The sequence below is a fragment of the Bacillota bacterium genome (genome assembly GCA_012837285.1).
In the GTDB taxonomy this organism is placed as follows: Bacteria; Bacillota; DTU030; order DUMP01; family DUMP01; genus DUNI01.
On record DURJ01000028.1, the window covers coordinates 1 to 20,613 of the forward strand.

The window sequence follows — 20,613 nt, forward strand, 5'->3', positions numbered from 1 at the left end:
AGGGGCAACTATCGCCACAACCAAATCCCAGCGGAGGTTGATACATATGTACCCGTTCCTAAAGAAGATCTCAACCAAGAAGAAAACAGTGGCTTTTGTCCTGAGCCTGATGCTGTTAATGACCATAGTAGAACCGCAGCCGGTGCAGGCGGAGGATGGCCCATTAATTGAGAAGATAACCCCTGGACAAGTCTCAAGTGCCGGCGGCACCGCTATTGAGATCGAGGGAACAGGACTAGGTTCAACTACGTTAGTGACTATTGGAGATCGATCAGCGGAAATTGTCTCTGTAGAAAGTGATCAGGTAAAAGTTGTGGCTCCCTACGGTGACATAGGTTCAACCACATTAAAGCTAGTTCGGTCCGATGGTAAGTCTGCAGAGGCCACGATAACTTATCGCGAAAGTAACCCAGAAATATCGAATGTAGAGCCAGACTATGGCCCTGTACGCGGAGGTACCGAGGTTACCATTGAAGGGAAAGAATTAGACTACCGTACATACGAGGATGGTAGCTATGGTATTCATGTTTTGTTCGGCGGCGAACCGGCTACAGTTCTTCAAGTTGAAGAGGAAAGGGAAGAATCCAAAGTAAAAGTCAGGTTAAGAGTTAGATTACCGGAGGGTTCAGTTGGCGAGGCCAAGGTAACTGTTATCAATCCGGACAAAAAGCAAGCTGTATGGTCTAGCGAGTTTTCGTATTATGTATCACCTTACATGGAGAGCATTACGCCAAACCTCGGCCCAACGGGAGGGGGCACCTTAGTAGAGATAAGAGGCGAACACTTGGGTTCAACGAAGAAGTTGTTTTTTGGTGGCAAGGAACCGTTAGTAAGTACAGATAAACCAAAAGAAGACCTTGCGAACGGCGAGTATTGCATTCCCGATGGCAACACTATTTATGTGAGAACGCCTGGTGGCCAATGGGAAGTGGATGTGAAAATAGAATCTGAACCGGAAGCAGGTAAGATTATACCGTCCGTAATGAAGGCTGGTTTTCAATATCGAGATGATTATCTTACGCCGACAGTAGAAAGAGTAGAGCCTAATGCTGGCAGTATTGCCGGAGGATATGAAGTAACGATTAAAGGCCAAGATTTCATCTCTGGTGCAGAGGTTTATGTAGGGCAAATAAAGGCGGATGTTTTAATTGTACGTGGCACAGAAATTGAAATAAAGATGCCTCCTGCTCCAAATAGTCAGGACGGCTGGTATCCTGTCACAGTTAAAAACCCTAGCCCCCATGGGGAATTTACTTATCCATATGGCTTTTTGTATCAGAAGGAAGAGAAGCAGCTTATATTAAATGATGTGTCTCCGTCTGAAGGCCCTATGGGAGAAACAACCAAGGTTGTTCTACACGGCCTGAACTTTCAGCAGGATGCTGAAGTTAACGTTTACTTTGGTAGCGAAAACAGAAAAGGAACAGACGCTAAGCGGCTTAGTCCGATGGAAATAGAGGTCTTGGCCCCGATATTCTTATCAGACGAATTGGAAGTACCAGTTACCGTAATTCTGGAAGTAATTAAAACAGAAAAGAAAGCAGAGAACAATGAGGAAGAAAGTATAACAGTGGTCGAATTAACGGAGCTACGTGGTGGCTTTACTTACTATCAACCTGTGCCTGTGCCTGAATTTGTAACTACGGTACAGGGAAAGGAAATATTGCCTATCCATAATCCAGAAACAGAAAATAACGAAGGACCGGTGGCCGGTGGAGTGCCGGTAGAAATCTATGCCAGAAAGCTAAGAAGTAATTTCAAGGTTTATTTTGGATCGGAGATTAGTGATGAGGGTCTGGCTCAAGTCGACAAAGTGGAGATCCTGGAAGGTGAAGAAGGTGTAAGCAAGGTTACAGTTGTGTTGCCGGAAGCACCGGAAGGCAAAGAAGGAGCAGCCCGGGTTTGGTTGGTAAACCCCTCGGCCAAAGAGGGACGAAAGCCCGGTATTGCTTATAGAGAGTACGGTTTTGTTTATCGTGGAAACAACATGGAGCTGTCCAGTATTCGACCAACCGAAGGGTTGATCAGTGGAGGCGATGTGATAGAAATTGTGGGTACGAACATTGCTTGGACCGACCATGTTAACAAAAAGCAGTTGCTTCTTGATAAAATAGATATTTACTTTGAGGATAATCAAGGTCGGGCGGTGGTGACAGACGGCAAGAACATAGAAGTCAGGCCCAGTGGAGAAGAGATCCTTAGGTTTATCCTTCCTCAGTCCACGCCGGGTTACAAGAATGTGACCGTAAAGAATCCTTTTGGTGAACGAACCCTTCAGCGTGCCTTTGAATACAAACCGATTCCTGGAGAGGTATCTATAGAAGAGGTCTCTTCCCTCGTTGGTACAACCAAAGGCGGAACTGAACTGGTTATAAAAGGCGAAGGCTTTGAAGAAGGGGATACGGTTTTAATTGGGAATAGACCAGTACAAAATTTAAAAGTCACTTTAGAACAACTAGGCGAACCTAACGGTGAAGAAGGGTTGAAATATCGAACTGTTATTACCTGTACTGTACCGGCTAACGAACCTGGTGCTTACCCAATAAGGGTGATTAAAAAAAGCGGTGGCAATGAAGATACCTACCACTACCGGTACATTTATGTGAGTGCACCGGAAATAACCAGTCTTTCACCGAGTTCTGGCACAGCCGATGGGGGCACATGGGTTGTGGTTAAGGGCAAGGGATTCCTAAGTAGAGAACAGGTAGAGAAGTATATAGACGAGGAAAACGAGAAAATAGAACAAGAGAACGAGAAACGTCAACATGAAGATTCGATACCGAAATACGAAGTGTCAGATCTGGCGGTTTCACTGTGGTACAAAGATGGCAAAACACTAACAGAAATAGAAGCGGAAGAAGTAGAGTTCATTTCGGCTACAGAAATAGCTTTCAAGACTCCCTGGATGCCAGAAAAAGATCGAGAGACAAGTGTTCATGTAGAAGCCATAAACCCGGATGCAGTATTGGCTTCAGAGGCCGTAACTTGGGGCAGGGCGTATAAAGAGGATGGTTTTACGTATAAAGTCCCTCAGCTAAGCAGGCCAGTTATCGATGAAATCGAACCTGATAAAGGTCCGCTTTCCGGAGGAACAAAAGTGCTGCTTAAAGGAACCAATTTTCGTGAGGATACAACTGTTTATTTTAAGTGGAAGCAGGCAGCTCAGGTTGCTCGAAAAGGTTACGACCAGATGGAAGTAGTGACACCTCCGGCTCCTGCCGACTGGGTAGGTGAAGAAATTGATGTTGTTGCCGTTAACACCATTGACGGAGGACAGAGCGATGCAATACCTTTCCACTATGTCTATCCTCGTACCCGTCCGGAGTTTCGTTCTATTGTACCGAATCAAGGTAGTGTGGACGGCGGCACGCTGGTAACTATTCGTGGTTATGATTTTGGGAACATAGAAGAGGTAGAATCTGATGAACCGGAAGACGAGGATGGGAATGGAAATGGTATAGAAACCAATGAGACAAAAGATGAAGATGGAAATGGAACAGATGAAGAGACAAAAACAAAGTTGGTCCCGCCGACGGTATATTTCGGCCATGAGAAAGTTGCCGCTGATGATGTGGAATTAAACCCAGAGCGGACAATACTCCGGGTAAAAACACCGCCGCACGTGCCTGGTACGGTGGATGTGCGGATTATGAACCCTGACAGTGCCACGGTTACGGCTAACAATGCCTATACCTATCGCTATGTTACGACGGAACCGCGCATACAATCGGTGGAGCCGAAGCAGGGCCGGGCCAGCGGCGGTACGCCGGTGGTGCTTGCCGGCAGCGGCTTTTCCACTGGAGCTAAGGTATACTTCAATGACCAGGCAGCCAGGGTAGATACGGCGAAAAGCTCAGAGACAACCCTTTTTGTCTATTCGCCGCCGGGCAAAGTCGGGGAGAAAGCCGATATTACTGTTCTAAACCCGGACGGGGCCAGCGATACAGTTACTGAGGCCTTTAGCTACATTCGCGATCCGCAGCTGCAGCCGCGTATAACCCAAGTTATCCCCAACAAAGGCCCGGTTACCGGCGGCATCCTGGTAGATATTTGGGGTGTCAACTTGAAGCATAAGCCGGATCATCAGCTAACGGTTTTGCTCGGTCATCAGCCAGTGAGCATCGTAGACTGGTCTCCCGATCCGGATCAAGATAAAGCGAGTCAAGGTTATATGCAAAGCATACAAATAGAGGTCCCGCCGGCGGAGAAACCAGGCCCGGTGGATGTATCGGTGATCAATGCCGATGGCGGTGTGTTTACGGTCCCAGGCGGTTTTACTTACACCGAGGTTACGGAACCCATTGAGATAGATTCCATTGTACCGAGCAAGGGGCCATATTTGGTGACTATTCCGGCCCAAATAAACGGCAGTGGTTTTTTGAGTGGAGCCAAGGTGTTTTTGGGTGGACAAGAAATAGCAGGCTGCGAAGTGATAAACCAAGGCACAGCAGTTACCCTAACCATTCCAGCAGCCCCAAAGCGAGAAGAAGATTTGAGCTTAGACGTAGTGGTGATGAATCCCAATGGGGCTACAGCTCGGCTAAAAGATGGTTTTACCTATGTGGCCGAACCAAAGAGCAAACCTTCGATTGAGCAGATGGTACCTAACAGCGGCCGCACTAGCGGGGGCACGCCGGTGGTGGTTCACGGCCAGGGATTTGCGGACCGGATCTCAGCAGATGGTCCCCAAGAGGCACCAGCGCTGTTTTTCGGTGACCGCTTGGCTGCTAAAACTACTTTCTTATCGGTGGAGCAGCTTGCGGCCATTACACCGCCCGGTCCGGTGGGCCCGGTGAACGTAACGGTAATCAACCCCGACGGAGCCATGGCCAAACTCATATCCGGCTTTATCTACGAAGACAAGCCGGGACCGGTGATCACCAGCATAAATCCAACTCGCGGACCCAGTGCCGGTGGCACGAACGTGGTGATTGCCGGCAGCCAATTTGATTTGGGAATAGAGGTGTTATTCGGCGCTGCCCCGGCGCGATCGGTGCAGCGCAAGAGTGATACTGAGCTGGTGGTAGTCACACCGGAGGGAGATCTGGGAGCGGTAGATGTGACCGTCACCAACCCTGACGGCTCTTCCTATACCTGGCCTGATGCCTTTACCTATGTAGGACCGCCGAAGCCACCCGAAGGATTGGAAGCTCGGGCCGTGAGCGCGAACACCATTGAGCTTAGGTGGCTGCCAGCAATCGGGGCCGCCAGCTATGAAATATATGCCGGCGAGTCCAGAAGCGATCAGTACTTTTTGGCTTCTGCCAGCGGCAAGACCTACGGCGTCGCCGAGCCCAAGGCTGACGAACCAATGGTTTTGTATTACTACGCTCAAGATTTGGAACCGGACACCCGTTACTACTTTTCTGTTCGAGCTGTGAACAAGGATGGCGTTTCGGATCAAACCTGGACAGCCTCGGCTCGTACCCTAAAACGGAGTTACAGTGAACCTGAATTTGTACCGGCAGCCACGGATTTTACCATCGCCGGAGGCGGAGCGTCCGGAGCAGTTATCATTATTCCGCCGGCCGTGCTAAAGAATTCTCGAATCCGCCTGGATCTGATGAAACCGGAACATGAGAATACGCGTTCATTTACCATCGTTGTGCCGGCAGCAGAGGCAGATAGGGATAGCACCATTTATTTAGCGGCTCCGAAGCTGAAACTGGAGCTGCCGATCCGGGCGGTAAACAGTGTGGAAGTTCGCAGCCTCAGTCAGCGCGAACGTGAACAAGCTTCGATTTACGTTACGGTAGAAGAAGCCTGGGGGTCGGAGGCCACCGGCCTTCTAAGACGGCTGCCGGCTGGACGAGTAGTGGCCACTCCCATCTACCGGCTGTCCGCCCGGTTAAGCAGCGGTGGGCGAGAGAAAGAATTGGCCTGGCTAAACGAACGAGTAACTTTAACGACCAGCTTTGACTTTGCTCAGGCTTCTTGGCAGCAGCCCACATTATATTACTTCGATCCTACCCGCGATAGCTGGACTGCTGCTGGGTACTTTACTACTTGGAGTGCCGACGCGGTCTTGGATCGTCCCGGTTTTTGGGTGGTGCTTTCACAGCCCATGTAGGGGCGGCCCTGGGCGGCCGCCCGGGTTTCCATGGACGGGTCGGCACAGAGACCGACCCCTACGCCAGGGTTGGGTGATAAACGACACGCCGCTGAAGGAGAGGATCTTGTTGTCGAGGCAAAACTTTTCGTCTATCAGTGTTCGTGCGCTGGTCTGGGCTCTGATAGCAACTATTGTAGCAGGGCCTGGTTTGGCCCAGGCACAAAGCTGGGAAACTGATTTCGGCCTTTACTTGGTGGGCAGTGGGAACGCGACTGAGCTTAGGAACGCCCTAAGCTTCACCGACCTGCCGACAGGTTCGACAGCCGGGGCCATTGTGCGGCTGGGCGCCCAGGGAGTCCTACGCGGCGATGGCAGCGGCAGATTTAACCCCGGGACCGCGGTGACCAGGGAACAGGCCTTGGTGGCCTTGGTTCGTCTGCTGGGTTGGGAAAACTTGGTCCAGCAAGCAGAGACCGGGGGAGGTGGCGGCGCCGGCACCGGCATCGGCATTTCCGCTTGGGCAGTCGGTTTTGTCAGTGTGGCTACGGCCCGGGGATTGACAGGAAGCGATAGCAATAGGAACCCGATTGGCATGGCTGCTGATTCCGAGGCCTGGACCGGTCCGGCTACGCGGCAAGAAGTGGCTGCTTGGTGTGTCCGGGCGTTAGAATTGAGTACCGGTGTCACCGGAGGCGAGGGGTCGTTCACTTTGGCGGCGTACAGTGACGCCGGCGAAATCAGGCCTGATCTGGTTGCGGCTGTACAGCGAGCTTTAGAACTGGGCCTTTTGGAGCCGACACACCCCGGGCGGTTAGATCCACAGGGAACCGTAACGAGAGGTGAACTAGCCTTGATCCTGGATCGGCTAGTACGCATGCTACCACCGGGGGTAAGCGCAGCCTGGGAAGTTGGCACATTGGAGTCGCGGACTATGGAACAGGAAGAGATCGCCGGCCGGCCGGCCGAATCGGCACTATGGATTATGGTCCGGCCAGGGGGCAGTAAGACGGCACTTAGACTAAGCTCCGATCAGCGGAGCCAGCCCCTGTCCCAAGCCGTAGTACTGAACCGGGGACAGCTGGCCTACGGAGATGTCTTGCAGCCAGGGGACAATATCCGCTATCTGGTCCAAGGGGATCGCACGGTTCCATTTATTGAGATTTTGCCGGCAGGACCGGTGACAGTGAATGGCCGAATCGAGCAGCTAGATCTGTTGTCGAGACGGGTAGCTATACGAGATGCTGCGCAGGTGGTGCATTACTTGGTGTTCGCACCCACAGTGAGTGTTACTGTGGGAGGAAGTCCTGCTTCCATAGCGGACTTGGCTTTAGGGCTAGATGTGACAGTTACGGTGCTAGACCAAATGGTACTAGAAGTTGCTGCCGGTTTGGTAGCCGATCCGGGTGCCGCCGACCCACCCACGCTGGAAGTAAGCGGGCAGGTCCGAACCGTAGATGCGCGCAGTCTGGTGCTGGTCCTCTCTGACGGGCGCACAGCGCAATATGATCTGAGCCCGGGCACACAAGTGACAGTGAGCGGCCGGATCAGTACCATAGCTGCGATCCAGCCTGGAGATCAGGTGCAAATTCGCCTACCGTCACCTACCTCCACCTGGGCCGAGCGAATAACCGTGGCCGGCATTGCTTCCCATAACGCCGAGCTGATTCGAGGGCGGCTGGGCAGCTTTTCCCCTCATGGGGGCAGACTGGTGCTCACCGATGTGCAACGCTTAAACAGTGGTATCTGGGCAACTGCCGCAGCTACCATGGAAGTGCCGCTTCGGCCGGGCGCCACCTTGTGGCATGAGAATCGGCAGATAGACCTTGCCGCTGCAGCCCAACTTACTGGGGCCGAAGTCTATGTAGCTGTCGGCAGCGGCTTTGGCCGCCAGGAAGCGCTGAGAGCGGTTATTTGGCGAGGATTGGAAACGGCTTACTCAGGTGCCATCGACCAGGTAAACCCGGGCCTCGGGCTGATAGCCCTTCCTCGAGCCGAGCTGGTCCTAAGTCCCGGTGCAATTATTCTAAAAGACGGGCGCCTGGCCGACCCCTATGGTTTAAAGGAAGGTGACAGCGTACAGGCATTGGCCCGGCGATCCGGTGGCAGCAGTCTGGGTTTGGTTGTTTCGGTGCTGGGCCAGGAACGAGACCACTTTCCGGGCTATATGGTTTACCGCGGTTCCATTGACGAAGTAGGACGAACGGCCTTTACCTTAGCTTCTTATCAGACTTTTTCTGATGGTAGCTGGTCTTCTCGCCGTCGCCGCGGGAGCGAGGATCTGGGTTTTAGCCGTGACACAGTGGCGCTGAGCTTATTGGCTGAAGAACCCTCTAGGTTAACCCTGGAACAGTTTCGGCAGGGATTCTGGCAAGACCGTTACGACGATGCCGAAGTTTTAGTGGTGACCGAAGACGGCGACACGTTAGGCTTGGCGCTCTGGCCGGACGGAGGGCTGGATGCGGCTCGGTTAAGCAGAGGCCAGGTGACGGCAGTAACGCCGGCTGAGACAGGGCCGGAGCGGGCTACTTTCGGCCCGAACCTGGTTCTTAGGAATGTGGCTAATTTTAGTACAGCCAGGCAGATATGGGAGCACGCCGACAGTCACGGTGAAGGGGAGCTTAGTGCCATAGAAGCTTTAGTAATTAAAAATGGCCGTGCTTATTCCGGGGAAGCCCTGGCCGGAGGCGACGACATCATTTTTCTCCGGCGAGGTCAAACAGTGCTGCTGGCCTGGGTGAAGGAGTGAGGCCGATGCTGCGAAAGTTTAATACTATGTTGTGTTTAGTAATGATCCTGATAATATTAAGTCCCCTGGCCACAGCGGCCAGTATTACAACCACACCACCGCTACCGGCGGTTTTAGATGTGGGAGTGCAGGCGATTATCTCTGAAACAGACAGTCAAATCACAGCTAATTACCAGGAAATGGTCTTTATTACCGGTGAGCCGATTCTGGCTACTGGTACCGTGGCTATTAGGAAAGGCAAGCCCCGGGATAATCAGATGAGCACAACTTATACCTATGAGGTGGAGAACAAACTCCATGAAGTTAAGCTCAGCCGTCGGCTGACCGTGGTCACTACCTGGCAGATACAAGGGAAGGAGATTACCGCCAAGAATGAAGTAAGCCGTTTTACCGAGACGATTCGAGTGGCTGGCCGGCAATATAAACTGGACAGCAAACGCAGTTTACTCGATTTTTCCAATGTTACTTTGCACGAGCCAGCAGTATCGTATTTTGCCGGTAACTTAGAAGGACGTAAAGTCTACACTATTGGCCGTAACGAAGGGGAAGTAGTGGTGGAAATCACCAGCGGCAGCACCGGCTATCGCCAACCTTGGGGCCGAGTGGAGATTCAGGATGGTTACGGTACCATCCGTTGCGAACTAATTAATACTGAAACCGGTACAATTAAGTGGAACGGTACCTTCAACAGTCAAGTTTCCCACTCCACTAAGACCGACTTGCAGTACGTGCCCAATGAGCCGGTGCAGATTAGTTTTCCCGGTGGCTTTCTCAAGACAGAAACCAGCGAAGGTATTCTCCGGATAAGCTATGATCTCCCACGTCTTGATGAAGAGGGGGTGCCCTCCGGCAGCCGGCGCCAGCGCGGGGAGCAAACTATCAATCTTACCGGCACGCCCAAAACAGAGAGATTGCCTGTTCCCCAGTACAGTGATGTCCGGGGGCGTTGGTCGGAAAACGATTCGGTGCTGCTGGGCAGCTTAGGGGCTTGGGGAACCGAAAGTCGGTACTTTCACCCCACAGCTACAGTCAACCGCCGCGAATTCGCCTTGGCTCTGGCACGGGCCTTACAGCTGGAGCCAGAGGAACCGGCGACTACCAGAAGCAGTAGCTCTAACCGACGAAACACCCCGCCGCCGGAGAGCCCCTATCGCGACCTCTCCGCCCAAGATGCTGACTGGCCTTATCTTAACGTCATCACCGAGAGGGGTATTATGGAGGGCGTAGCCCCGGGCTATTTCGGGCCGCAAGGGAAAATTACCCGAGCCCAGGCGGTAACGGCCTTTATCAGAGCTCTAGGGTTTGAAAATCTAGGACCGGGCAGCAGCTATCATACCGGGTTTGCCGATGACGGCGATATTCCTCTCTGGGCTCGAAATAATTTTGCCGTGGCGCGTCAGATAGGCCTTATCTCCGGCGATACCTTTGGTCGAGCGCGGCCGGGAGCCTATCTTACCCGCGAAGAAGCTGCATCTATGTTAGCCCGGCTTATTACTTATCTCAGATCCGACATCCTACGCGACTATCGCGACCGGATTTTACTTTATCACTAGTCTGTTCAACCCTTGACGCGGCAGCTCCGGCATGCTAGAATTAAGCCACAGGTCAAACAAACAACAGTTGAATTCGGGCGGATAGCTCAGCGGGAGAGCACCTGCCTTACACGCAGGGGGTCGCAGGTTCGAAACCTGCTCCGCCCACCAGAAAAGTACAGTAACGGCGAGGGTTTTAAGCCCTCGCCGTTTTTGCGTTCCAGGGAAAAAGCCTAAAGTTCTCTCCAACACAGCGAAATTAATTGATCTGAATAAATATTCAGCGCGGACTGACTTACCGGCTAGCAACGGGGCAGGTAATAAGCATAAGACTAACGAATCCTATATAGACGAATTTCGCCAAATTAGACCTTTTCCAGTTTAGTCTCTGTCGACCCCAAAGGTATAGAACAACAGGCATAAATGAATCTGGGAGGGGATAAACATGCAGGCCATGAGGTGGGAAGACAATAGTTTATTATTATTAGATCAAACTAAACTCCCCACAAAACGGGAGTATCTGCACTGTACCGACCACCGAATGGTAGCTGCGGCCATTCGCCGGCTGGCAGTACGCGGGGCACCGGCCATCGGTGTGGCCGCAGCTTATGGGATGGCTCTGGGCGCCCTAGAGTACCAGGGTCAAGACCGAGCTGAATTGCTCGCCCATTTACACAATGTACAGGCAATACTAGCGGCTACCCGCCCCACAGCAGTAAATCTGTTTTGGGCCTTGGAGCGCATAGAGGCTAAATTGGATCAAGTTAAGAACCGGCCCGTGGCTGAAATCCAGGCTGCCCTTATTCAAGAAGCACAGCTGCTGGAACAAGAGGACGTTAAGACCAATCAAGCCATCGGACGCCACGGCAACACTATTGTGCCGCCAAGGGCCCGCATCCTTACCCACTGCAACGCCGGTGCCCTGGCCACTTGCGGCTACGGCACGGTCTTAGGTGTTATTCGAGCCGCCCACGAAGCCGGTAAAGACATCCATGTATTTGCCGATGAAACACGCCCGCTTCTTCAAGGTGCTCGCCTCACTGCTTTTGAGCTCATGGAGGATAAAATCCCAGTAACTTTAATCACCGACAATATGGCTGGCTGGGTGCTGCACCAGCAGCTAGTTGATCTGGTTATTTTTGGCGCCGACCGCATTGCCGCCAACGGCGATACCGCTAACAAGATCGGCTCTTACAGCGTGGCTGTACTGGCTAAGGAAAACGGTATTCCCGTCTTTTCTGCCGCTCCCTTATCTTCCATCGACCTTAGCCTCAACAGCGGGGCCCAAATACCGGTGGAAGAACGTGACCCGAAGGAGATAACGCACCTGGGCGAGGTGCAAATTGCGCCCACCGGGGTCAAAGTGTTCAACCCGGCCTTCGATATTACGCCACACCGGTATCTCGACGGTATCATCACTGAAGTGGGCATTTTGCGCCCCCCGTTTGAGCTTTCCATCCGGGCGGCTTTTGCGATCAAAATCTAGACTATTTGGTCCAACGGGAAGGAAGACAGAGAGGATATGTCGAAATAATAAGACATCCATTATCATAAAACTGTTCTATTGAGCGGATGATTTTCCCCGGTTTAGCATGAGGTATCCGTTAGGATTCTGTGTACGGGAGGTGAGTTCTTAATTCGTGATCCGTTACGAGTAGAGGCTGATGGCAGCATAGTTTTCGTCACAGAAATACCTTCTAATACCGTGGCTACTATGATGATTCCAGACATAGAAGGTGACCTGTCGCGTGAGGCGCGCAAAACTGTACGCACCACTTTTGCCGCAGTAGCTCAGCCAAAAGTGATGCTTATTTTCGACTGTGTTTCGCGCCATTATCTACTGGGCGAAACCTTGGAACGAGAACTTGTCCAAGCTTTAGAGAGCGTTGATTCGACCAGTTGGAGGGTGAGGCTTTGACGCGAGCCATGACGGAATTACTTGCTTTGTACGATGTGACCTCGTTTTCTTATCCCCAGACTGCCAACGGTTTATTAGCTGAGCTCGTGGAAAAGACGAGCCGCCTGTTTGGGGCCTTACGGGTCGCCCTAGCTTTGCCGGAAAGAAACGGAGAGCAGGCGGTACTTACCTGGGGATTTAAGGATAGCGACGAAGTACAGTCCTGCCTGAACAGAGCAGGGGATCATTGCCTGGTCTACGATTTCCAGCCCAAATACCTAGGTTATTTGTACATAGAATGTAACCAGCCCTTGTCACCCCAAGAGCGTCGCCTGGGCCTCATCTTGGCTCGCACGGTAGAAGGGATTGTGGGGCAAAAGAAGATTAGAGACGATCTTAAAGCGGCCGAACGAGAAAAGGCGGTGATACTGGACAGCCTGGCAGAACAGTTGTTGTTTATCGATAAGAACCGGCGCATAAAATGGGCTAATGCCAGTGCGGCCCAATCGGTGGGCTTGACCCCTGATCAGATGGTGGGTAAGTATTGCTACCAGACAGTGAAAGGGCACTGTGGATCATGTGACCATTGTCTGGCCCTGGAGCTCCTTCAGACAGGGGAGCCGAAGCAGCAGGTGATAGCGTCTTCCAGCGGCCGCATTTTGGACGTTCGCGCCTATCCAGTGCGACACGAAGATGGGACGTTTAAAGGGGTTCTAAAAACGGTCACCGATATTACCGAACAGGTTCAGGCTAAAGAGGCACTGCGCCTATCAGAGACCAGATATCGCCAGATAGTGGCTACCTTGCAGGAAGGCTACTACGAACTGGATGTAACTGGAACCATTACCTTCTGCAACGATGCTGCTTGCCGGTTGCTCGGTTACGAACCGGGGGCTTTGGTGGGTAAAAATTTTCGTCAGCTAGTCAAAACACCACGTGTTGCTGTCCGTATGTTTTATCATGTTTATGTAACCGGACAACCTCGCCAAGGCTTAGTTCTAGAACTTAAACATAAGATGGGTCAGCTGCGGTTTGCCGAGCTTTCAATTACACCGATAAAAAACAAGAGCGGGGAAGTCACCGGGTTTTGCGGTGTCGCTTGGGATATTACCGAGCGCAAGAAGCACGAAGAGAAATTGGAATACCTTGGCTGGCACGATGCACTCACGGGGCTGTTTAATCGGGCTCGGTTTGAACAACAGTTGAAAGAGCTCGATGACGCCAGTTTTCCAATTACTGTACTGACAGCCGATTTAGATGGACTTAAGCTGATCAACGATGCCATGGGACATCCCTATGGTGATGAACTGCTCAAGGCCTGTGCCGGCATTCTTAAAAGATCTGTTCGTGCCGGGGACTTAGTTGCCCGTATTGGCGGGGATGAATTTGGGGCTATCTTAACCAAGAGCGGCGAAGAAGTGGCTGAGGCTGTGATTAGGCGCATTCGCTTAGCGCTTAATGACCACAATAGCACAAACCCGCGCTTGCCAGTTAGCCTTTCTATCGGTGTTGCTACTTCCTACGAGCGAGAATCCTTACAGGAGACGTTCAAGAAAGCAGACGATCGCATGCTGGGTGATAAACTGCATCGCAGCATTAGACGGAAAAACCAGCTGGTGAATGCTTTGACAGCGGCTTTGGCTGAGCGTGATTATACTACCAAGCTCCATGCTGAGCGCCTGCAGGACTTATGTCCTAAACTAGGCCGACGACTTGGTTTATCCGAGCGGGAACAGGCCGACTTGGCTCTATTGGCTCGAGTTCATGACGTAGGGAAGGTAGGTATTCCCGATAGCATCTTGTTCAAGCGCGGCACCCTGTCAGGGGAGGAACGAACCATTATGCAACAGCATCCGGAGAAAGGCTACCGTATCGCCAGCTCATCCCCGGACCTGGCTCACATTGCCCGACTTGTCTTGTGTCATCATGAACGCTGGGATGGCCAGGGTTATCCCCTGGGTCTTAAGGGCGACAACATCCCCCTGGAGTGTCGCATCTTGGCCTTGGTAGATGCCTACGATGCCATGATCTCAAACCGACCGTACCGCATGGCTATGTCCCAGCAGCAAGCCCTGGCTGAAATAAAGCGCTGCGCCGGTACTCAGTTCGATCCCCAGCTAGCAGAAGAATTCATTCAGATGATCAGGGAAACCAACCCCCAAGATTTTCTATCAGAGAGTACGGCCGGGCATTAATGACAGGCGAAAAGCAGTAAGTGTAGGGGCGGGTCGCCGTGCCCGCGCGATCCAAGTTATTGCTGGGCGTAAACTTTGACCACTTCGCCGTAGAACAAGATATGATAGTCATCATCCACATACCATTTGTCTTTGATTTCCGGTGCCAGGTTAAGTGGTTCCAGGGTTTGCTTGTGTACAACCCGACATTCCACAATAATGTCACAACCGTCGATGCCAGGCGAGGATACTGTCCCCGGCCGTTGTTTTAGGTCGAGCTCCCGAAATTTGTCCACATCCCGACCGGACTTGCTACCACAATAAGCGAGGGCTTCCCGAAGATTACCGTCCAGAGGTACGCTTAAGGTAAAAGAATCGGCCTCTTGGATTAGCTGGCGCGTATAGCGCGAAAACCGCACCGGTACCACGCAAATGGGCTTATTCCACATACGCCCGAGCGTAGTCCAGCCCACCGTCATGGTGTTTACCTTGTCGCCAAGGGCCACCGTGAGAAAGGCGCCGCCTTGACCTAGCTGGGAGATTACTGCCGGAGTTACATCGGTCAGATTAACCTCTTTCATGTTTCCCATTAATGCTGAAACCTCCTTTTACTAACGCACTTTTCGGGTTGGGATAGAACCCGGTCCATAAAAGACAGTCCCGTGGTATGGGAACAGGACGGCACGGAGACACGTTTCCAGACAAGCCAGTAAACCTATCAAATAGTCATCCCCCTGGCTCGGACCAAGCCAGGGGGTTCCGTCTTAGATCCTAGGCTGTCATGGCCAAAGCTATAGTGGGAACAAAATCAAAGATCACCCTTGAGACCGATGTCCTCGGCCACTTTCTGCATGCCGGCGATGGTTTCGGTGATGATAAAATCCAAGTCCCGACCAAGCATCTGAGCGCCTTTTTCTACCACTTCCCGATTTACCCCGGCGGCAAAGCTTCTTTGCTTCCATTTCTTCTTCACCGATTTGGTCTTTAGGTCCAGAATACTCTTACTGGGGCGCATAAGGGCGGTGGCGAAAATAAGCCCGGTGAGCTCATCAATTGTATACAGCACTTTTTCCATTTGTTCCACTGGCTCCACATCGGAACATATTCCCCAGCCGTGACTCACCACTGCATGGATGTAGTCTTCCGGCCAACCATGTTCTTGCAAGATTTCGGGAGCCTTCTGGCAGTGTTCATCCGGGTACAGTTCATAGTCAATATCATGTGCCAGGCCGATAATTCCCCATTTTTCCACCTCGGGTTCGTCCAGCACTTCGGCAAAATGGCGCATCACTGCTTCCACTGCCAGGGCATGGCGAATTAGGCTTTGGTCTTTGTTGTACTTCCGCAGAAGCTGGCAAGCTTCTTCACGAGTTGGAGCACGTCCCATGCTAACACCCTCTTTCCCTACATGTTCTTATTCCCAATACTACCGATTTTCACCAAGACAGTCAAGTTGGCCGCTTCAGCCGTTTCAGCCGTAGGCGCTACTACCAAGGCGAGTAGGGGTACAAGATTTGTAGACAAAGGAATCAAATTATAACATGTAAATATTTGAAAAAGGTAGTGTCTTCTGTTATTATATAATCGAGCCCTCAAAATGGAATGGGAGGAGATTTTTACCAAAGATCCTTGGGAAGGGTAACCAAAATTTAATAACGGAGGGATGAGAATGAGTAAAGTGGTGTATCCTTACATTCCTAACTCGGTACCGGAAGTTAAGATACAAATGCTAAAGGAACTAGGCCTAAAAAGCGTGGAAGAAATTTATGCCGAAATTCCCGAACATTTACGCTTTAAAGGGACTATGAATTTGCCTGAGCCTCTGTTGTCGGAGTATGAACTGCGGCGGCATGTGGAAGGAATCTTAGCCCAAAACAAAACCTGCACAGAGTATTTAAACTTCCTCGGTGGCGGAACCTGGCAGCATTATGTACCGGAAGTGTGCGACACTATTAACTCGCGGGATGAGTTTTTGACTGCGTACGTAGGTGATGCCTATGCCGACCATGGCAAGTTCCAAGCTATGTTTGAGTACGCCAGCATGGTGGGGGACCTCCTGGGTTTTGACGTGGTGAGCACCCCTACCTTTGATTGGGGCATGGCAGCTGGGTACTCAATGCGAATGGCAGCTAGGATCACCGGCAGAAACCAGGTACTGGTAACCAAGACCATCAGCCCTGACCGTTATTTATGCATTCAGAACTTAGTAAAACCTAATTTAGAACTTCAATTTGTCGATTACGACCAACAAACCGGATTGCTAAATCTAGAAGATTTCAAGGCAAAAATTTCTGCCAACACGGCAGCAGTTTATTTCGAAAACCCGTCTTACCTAGGTTCTATTGAAACCCAAGCGGAGGACATTGCAGCCATAGCTCATAATAATGGGGCTCTGTGCCTAGTAGGTGCCGACCCCAGCTCCTTGGGAGTCTTGTCCCCTCCCAGTTCATATGGAGCTGATATTGCCTGTGGGGATTTGCAGCCTCTGGGTATCCACATGAATGCCGGCGGCGGTTTGGCTGGCTTTATTGCCTCTCGCGATGAGGAAAAATATGTGGCCGAATACCCGACCCAACTTTGGGGCCTAACTCCCACCGTGGCTGAAGGGGAATACGGCTTCGGCGATGTCTACTTTGAGCGGACATCGTATGCTTCCAGGGAGCATGCCAAGGACTTTTTGGGCACCCAAACAGCCCTGTGGGGAATTACTGCCGGTGTCTATCTGGCCCTAATGGGACCCCAGGGGATGGCAGAGTTGGGCGAAGGTATTATGCAGCGGGTAGCCTATGCTATTGAGCTACTCAAGACTATCCCGGGTATCAAGGTGCCGGTGCTGAGTTCACCCAGTTTCAAAGAGTTTGTGGTGGACTTCGACGCCACCGGGAAAAAGGTGGCCGACATAAACAAACAGCTGTTGGAACATAAAATCTTCGGCGGGAAAGACCTTAGCGTCAAATTCCCGGAACTGGGTAACAGCGCTCTGTTCTGCATCACGGAAGTTCACACCCAAGCCGACATTCACCGGCTGGTGGATGCGCTTCGGCAGGTATTAGCTTAACCAAATTAAACAAAAGGAGGTATCCAAACAGATGGCACAGGTAAAGATTCGGGAAAACTACCATCAGGCCCGATGGGATGAACCGATTATATATGAGCTGTCTACACCGGGTGAACGCGGAGTACTGGTGCCGTTACCGGAACAGGAGGTTAAGGATAAAGCCGGGGATGTATTAGGGAAACTGCCGGAAAATATGCGCCGCCGGGAAGCTCCTCCCTTACCGGAGGTATCCCAGAAGCATGTTCTGGCCCATTACTTGCATCTTTCCCAGGAAACACTGGGGGCCAACCTAAACAATGACATCAGCCAAGGAACTTGTACCATGAAATACAATCCGCGAATAAATGAAGCATTGGCGGCCCTAATACACCACATTCATCCCTCTCAGGCTGAAGATACCATGCAGGGACTGCTACAGATCTATTATGAGTTTGAACGGTTCTTGAAAGAGATATCGGGGATGGATAGATTTACCCTGCAACCCGGCGGGGGCTCGCACGCCGTGTACACCGCTGCCTCGATAATTCGAGCTTACCACGAATCCAGAGGGGAATTAGAGCAGCGTAACGAAGTCATAACCACCATCTTCTCCCACCCTTGTGACGCGGCCACACCGGCCACGGCCGGATTCAAGATCATAACCCTTTATCCCAACGAAGAGACAGGAGTACCCGATCTGGAAGCCCTTCAGGAGGCAGTATCGGAACGTACAGCGGCCATCTTCATCACCAATCCTGAAGACACGGGGATATATAATCGTCAAATCGATAAGTTTGTAAAAACGGTTCATGATGCCGGCGGCCTTTGCTTCTATGACCAGGCCAATGCTAACGGTATGCTGGGGATAGCCCGGGCTAGAGAAGCCGGTTTTGATATGTGTCATTTCAACGTGCACAAGACTTTCTCTACGCCCCACGGTTGTTCCGGTCCCGGAACCGGGGCATTGGGCGTAAGGGACCATTTGGCCCAATTCTTACCGGTGCCCACGGTGGAGTTGGCTGACGGCAAGTATTATTTAGATTACGATCGGCCCGACACCATCGGCAAGGTAAGGGGTTTCTTCGGCGTGGCACCAGTTATCGTGAAAGCGTATTCCTGGATTATGATGCTGGGTGCCGACGGCCTGAAAGAGGTAGCCGAGATCTCAGTGCTCAACAACAACTACTTCCAAAAGAAAGTAGAAGAGATCCCCGGAGTTACCACTTGGTATGCCAAAGGACGGCGGCGGCTGGAACAGGTTCGCTACAGCTGGGAAAAACTAGAAGAGGAAACAGGGGTAGGCACCGTTGATGTCATGTGTAGGATCGGTGATTACGGTATCCAGCACTACTGGACCAGTCACCATCCGTGGGTAGTACCGGAACCCTTCACCTTGGAGCCGTGCGAGACGTTCTCCAAAGCTGATTTGGAAACATATGCAGCTGTACTGGCAAAAATAGCTGAAGAAGCTCGCCAAGATCCGGAGCTGGTCAAGACAGCACCTCATAAGTGCGCCAGCAGAAGACGGGCACGGCCGGAGGAATTAGATGATCCGGAAAAATGGGCCCTAACCTGGAGAGCTTATAAGAGAAAGTACAAGAAATAGCCGGACACAAAATGGTATAGAAGATGGCCTGGGTCGTCGTTGCTATGAAAGATCTGCTTTGTTGCCATCCTGAAGGCTTTGCCTGAAGGATCTTCTTCCAGATTCTTCAGTCGCTTTGCTCCTTCAGAAAGACAGGAAATTCTTTCCTTTATCGTGGTGCGGGCATCGTATAGAAATTCAGAGGAAACGAAGGATCTAAACCTTCATTGTCGTCCATAGTGATATAGAATATAAAGTGGCAGGCTTGCACAGTCTTTCGGTTCTAGCTCTAATACAATAGCGGAAAGTGGTGTAGTACTTTGAAACTAGGGTTTATCGTCAATCCGATTGCCGGCATGGGGGGCAAGGTGGGTCTCAAAGGGACTGACGGGACAGAGATCCTACAACGGGCGCGAGAGTTGGGGGCCGAACCCGAGGCCCCCAAAAAGGCCATCAAGGCCCTGGAAATCCTAACCCCGCTGCGAGACAAACTCAGGATCATTACCTGTCCCGGCGATATGGGCGAAAATGAAGCAGTGGCCGCAGGATTTGTTCCCACAGTTATCGGTGACCGAAAGGATGACACCGGGCCCGAAGATACCGAACAGGCAGCACGGTACATGCTTAATCTCGGAGTGGATCTCCTGCTTTTTGCCGGCGGTGACGGTACCGCTCGGAACATATATAATGCCATCGGGGCCAAGATGCCAGCCCTGGGAATACCGGCTGGGGTAAAGATTCATTCAGCCGTCTATGCTAATCATCCTCGCAGTGCCGGTGAGGTAGCGCTGAAATATCTTCAGGGGGAATTAGAGACCCTGAGGGAAGCAGAAGTTATGGACATAGATGAAGAAGCTTTCCGACAAGGTCAGGTGACAGCAGAATTATACGGCTATCTACAGGTTCCGTACGAACGCCAATTAGTGCAAAGCCTCAAAGCCGGCCGAACCGAAGGAGAAGAAGCGGCTCTCGATGCTGTAGCTGACAGGATCATAGATGAGATGGAACTGGACGTTTTGTATATTATCGGCCCCGGCACCTCCACCCGACCCATCATGGATAAACTAGACCTGCCCAACACCCTATTGGGAGTGGACCTAATAAAGAACCGCCGGCTGGTAGCCAGCGACGTAAGCGAACAAGAGATTCTAAGACACCTAGATGGTCAACAGACCAAGATCATTGTAACTGTCATCGGTGGCCAAGGCTACATTTTTGGTCGAGGTAATCAGCAGCTCAGCGCTAAGGTGATACAAAAAGTAGGAAAGAAGAATATCAGGATCATTGCCACCAAGAACAAGATCGTCTCCCTAAGAGGGCAACCGTTATTAGTGGATACCGGCGACGATGAAGTAAATGCAGAGTTTAACGACTATATGCGGGTCGTCACCAGCTATAACGAAGAAATGATGTATAAAGTCCAAGGATTATAGGTTATGTCTAATGTCAGGAATAGAGGCTGTCCCGGACCAGTTTGGGGGGCAGCCTCTTCTGCCTGAAAGTTGTCAGTGCCGGTAAAGCAGGAGTTTTTCACTGGAGTGGCGAAACTTGTCCCTACCAGTCTATTATCCTATAAAGATACTCCCGCCC

General features: G+C 51.6%; 11 protein-coding genes and 1 tRNA gene. 10 read left to right on the forward strand and 2 right to left on the reverse strand.

Going from position 1 to position 20,613, the window contains the following annotated elements; translation table 11 throughout:
* The first annotated feature begins 46 nt into the window (after positions 1-46).
* The 7 genes from GX016_01680 (at position 47) to GX016_01710 (ending at position 14,422) form a co-directional block, all read left to right on the forward strand.
* The gene (locus tag GX016_01680) at positions 47-6,070 is read left to right on the forward strand and encodes a hypothetical protein (GenBank protein HHT70274.1); all 6,024 of its coding nucleotides are present in this window, start codon (positions 47-49) and stop codon (positions 6,068-6,070) included.
* A 109-nt stretch (positions 6,071-6,179) separates the two neighbouring features.
* Positions 6,180-8,798, forward strand: coding sequence for an S-layer homology domain-containing protein (locus tag GX016_01685; protein ID HHT70275.1), 2,619 nt, complete (start codon positions 6,180-6,182; stop codon positions 8,796-8,798).
* Positions 8,799-8,803: 5 nt separating this feature from the next.
* Positions 8,804-10,351, forward strand: a complete 1,548-nt coding sequence (locus GX016_01690; protein ID HHT70276.1) for an S-layer homology domain-containing protein — start codon at positions 8,804-8,806, stop codon at positions 10,349-10,351.
* Between the two features lie 75 nt (positions 10,352-10,426).
* Positions 10,427-10,501 (forward strand) — tRNA-Val (locus GX016_01695).
* 274 nt (positions 10,502-10,775) lie between these two features.
* The gene (mtnA, locus tag GX016_01700; protein HHT70277.1) at positions 10,776-11,816 is read left to right on the forward strand and encodes an S-methyl-5-thioribose-1-phosphate isomerase; all 1,041 of its coding nucleotides are present in this window, start codon (positions 10,776-10,778) and stop codon (positions 11,814-11,816) included.
* 123 nt (positions 11,817-11,939) lie between these two features.
* Entirely contained in the window at positions 11,940-12,248 is a 309-nt protein-coding gene (locus GX016_01705; GenBank protein HHT70278.1) for a hypothetical protein, read from the forward strand.
* Positions 12,245-14,422 carry a diguanylate cyclase gene (locus GX016_01710; protein ID HHT70279.1) on the forward strand — a complete coding sequence of 726 codons (2,178 nt, stop codon included), beginning with the start codon at positions 12,245-12,247 and terminating at the stop codon, positions 14,420-14,422. Before GX016_01705 ends, GX016_01710 begins: the two co-directional genes overlap by 4 nt.
* Before the next feature lie 56 nt (positions 14,423-14,478).
* Here the strand turns inward: GX016_01710 and GX016_01715 are convergent, their stop codons facing one another.
* Together GX016_01715 and GX016_01720 are read right to left on the reverse strand one after the other, a co-directional pair.
* Entirely contained in the window at positions 14,479-14,982 is a 504-nt protein-coding gene (locus tag GX016_01715) for a flavin reductase family protein (protein ID HHT70280.1), read from the reverse strand.
* A 227-nt stretch (positions 14,983-15,209) separates the two neighbouring features.
* Positions 15,210-15,788, reverse strand: coding sequence for an HDIG domain-containing protein (locus tag GX016_01720; protein HHT70281.1), 579 nt, complete (start codon positions 15,786-15,788; stop codon positions 15,210-15,212).
* A gap of 282 nt (positions 15,789-16,070) precedes the next feature.
* On the opposite strand from GX016_01720, the gene GX016_01725 reads away from it, so the two are divergent.
* From GX016_01725 to GX016_01735, 3 genes are all read left to right on the forward strand, one after another.
* Positions 16,071-17,459 carry an aminomethyl-transferring glycine dehydrogenase subunit GcvPA gene (locus tag GX016_01725; protein HHT70282.1) on the forward strand — a complete coding sequence of 463 codons (1,389 nt, stop codon included), beginning with the start codon at positions 16,071-16,073 and terminating at the stop codon, positions 17,457-17,459.
* Positions 17,460-17,490: 31 nt separating this feature from the next.
* Positions 17,491-19,044 (forward strand): aminomethyl-transferring glycine dehydrogenase subunit GcvPB, encoded by a 1,554-nt coding sequence (locus GX016_01730; protein ID HHT70283.1) that lies wholly within the window; start codon positions 17,491-17,493, stop codon positions 19,042-19,044.
* Between the two features lie 299 nt (positions 19,045-19,343).
* Entirely contained in the window at positions 19,344-20,456 is a 1,113-nt protein-coding gene (locus GX016_01735; protein ID HHT70284.1) for an ATP-NAD kinase family protein, read from the forward strand.
* Positions 20,457-20,613: the final 157 nt, after the last annotated feature.

Bases quoted from the DNA above. Each gene is read 5' to 3' on its own strand.
- GX016_01680 (HHT70274.1), top strand. From the start codon at position 47: ATGTACCCGTTCCTAAAGAAGATCTCAACCAAGAAGAAAACAGTGGCT.
- GX016_01690 (HHT70276.1), top strand. From the start codon at position 8,804: ATGCTGCGAAAGTTTAATACTATGTTGTGTTTAGTAATGATCCTGATA.
- mtnA (HHT70277.1), top strand. From the start codon at position 10,776: ATGCAGGCCATGAGGTGGGAAGACAATAGTTTATTATTATTAGATCAA.
- GX016_01715 (HHT70280.1), bottom strand. From the start codon at position 14,982: ATGAAAGAGGTTAATCTGACCGATGTAACTCCGGCAGTAATCTCCCAG.
- GX016_01720 (HHT70281.1), bottom strand. From the start codon at position 15,788: ATGGGACGTGCTCCAACTCGTGAAGAAGCTTGCCAGCTTCTGCGGAAG.
- GX016_01725 (HHT70282.1), top strand. From the start codon at position 16,071: ATGAGTAAAGTGGTGTATCCTTACATTCCTAACTCGGTACCGGAAGTT.
- GX016_01730 (HHT70283.1), top strand. From the start codon at position 17,491: ATGGCACAGGTAAAGATTCGGGAAAACTACCATCAGGCCCGATGGGAT.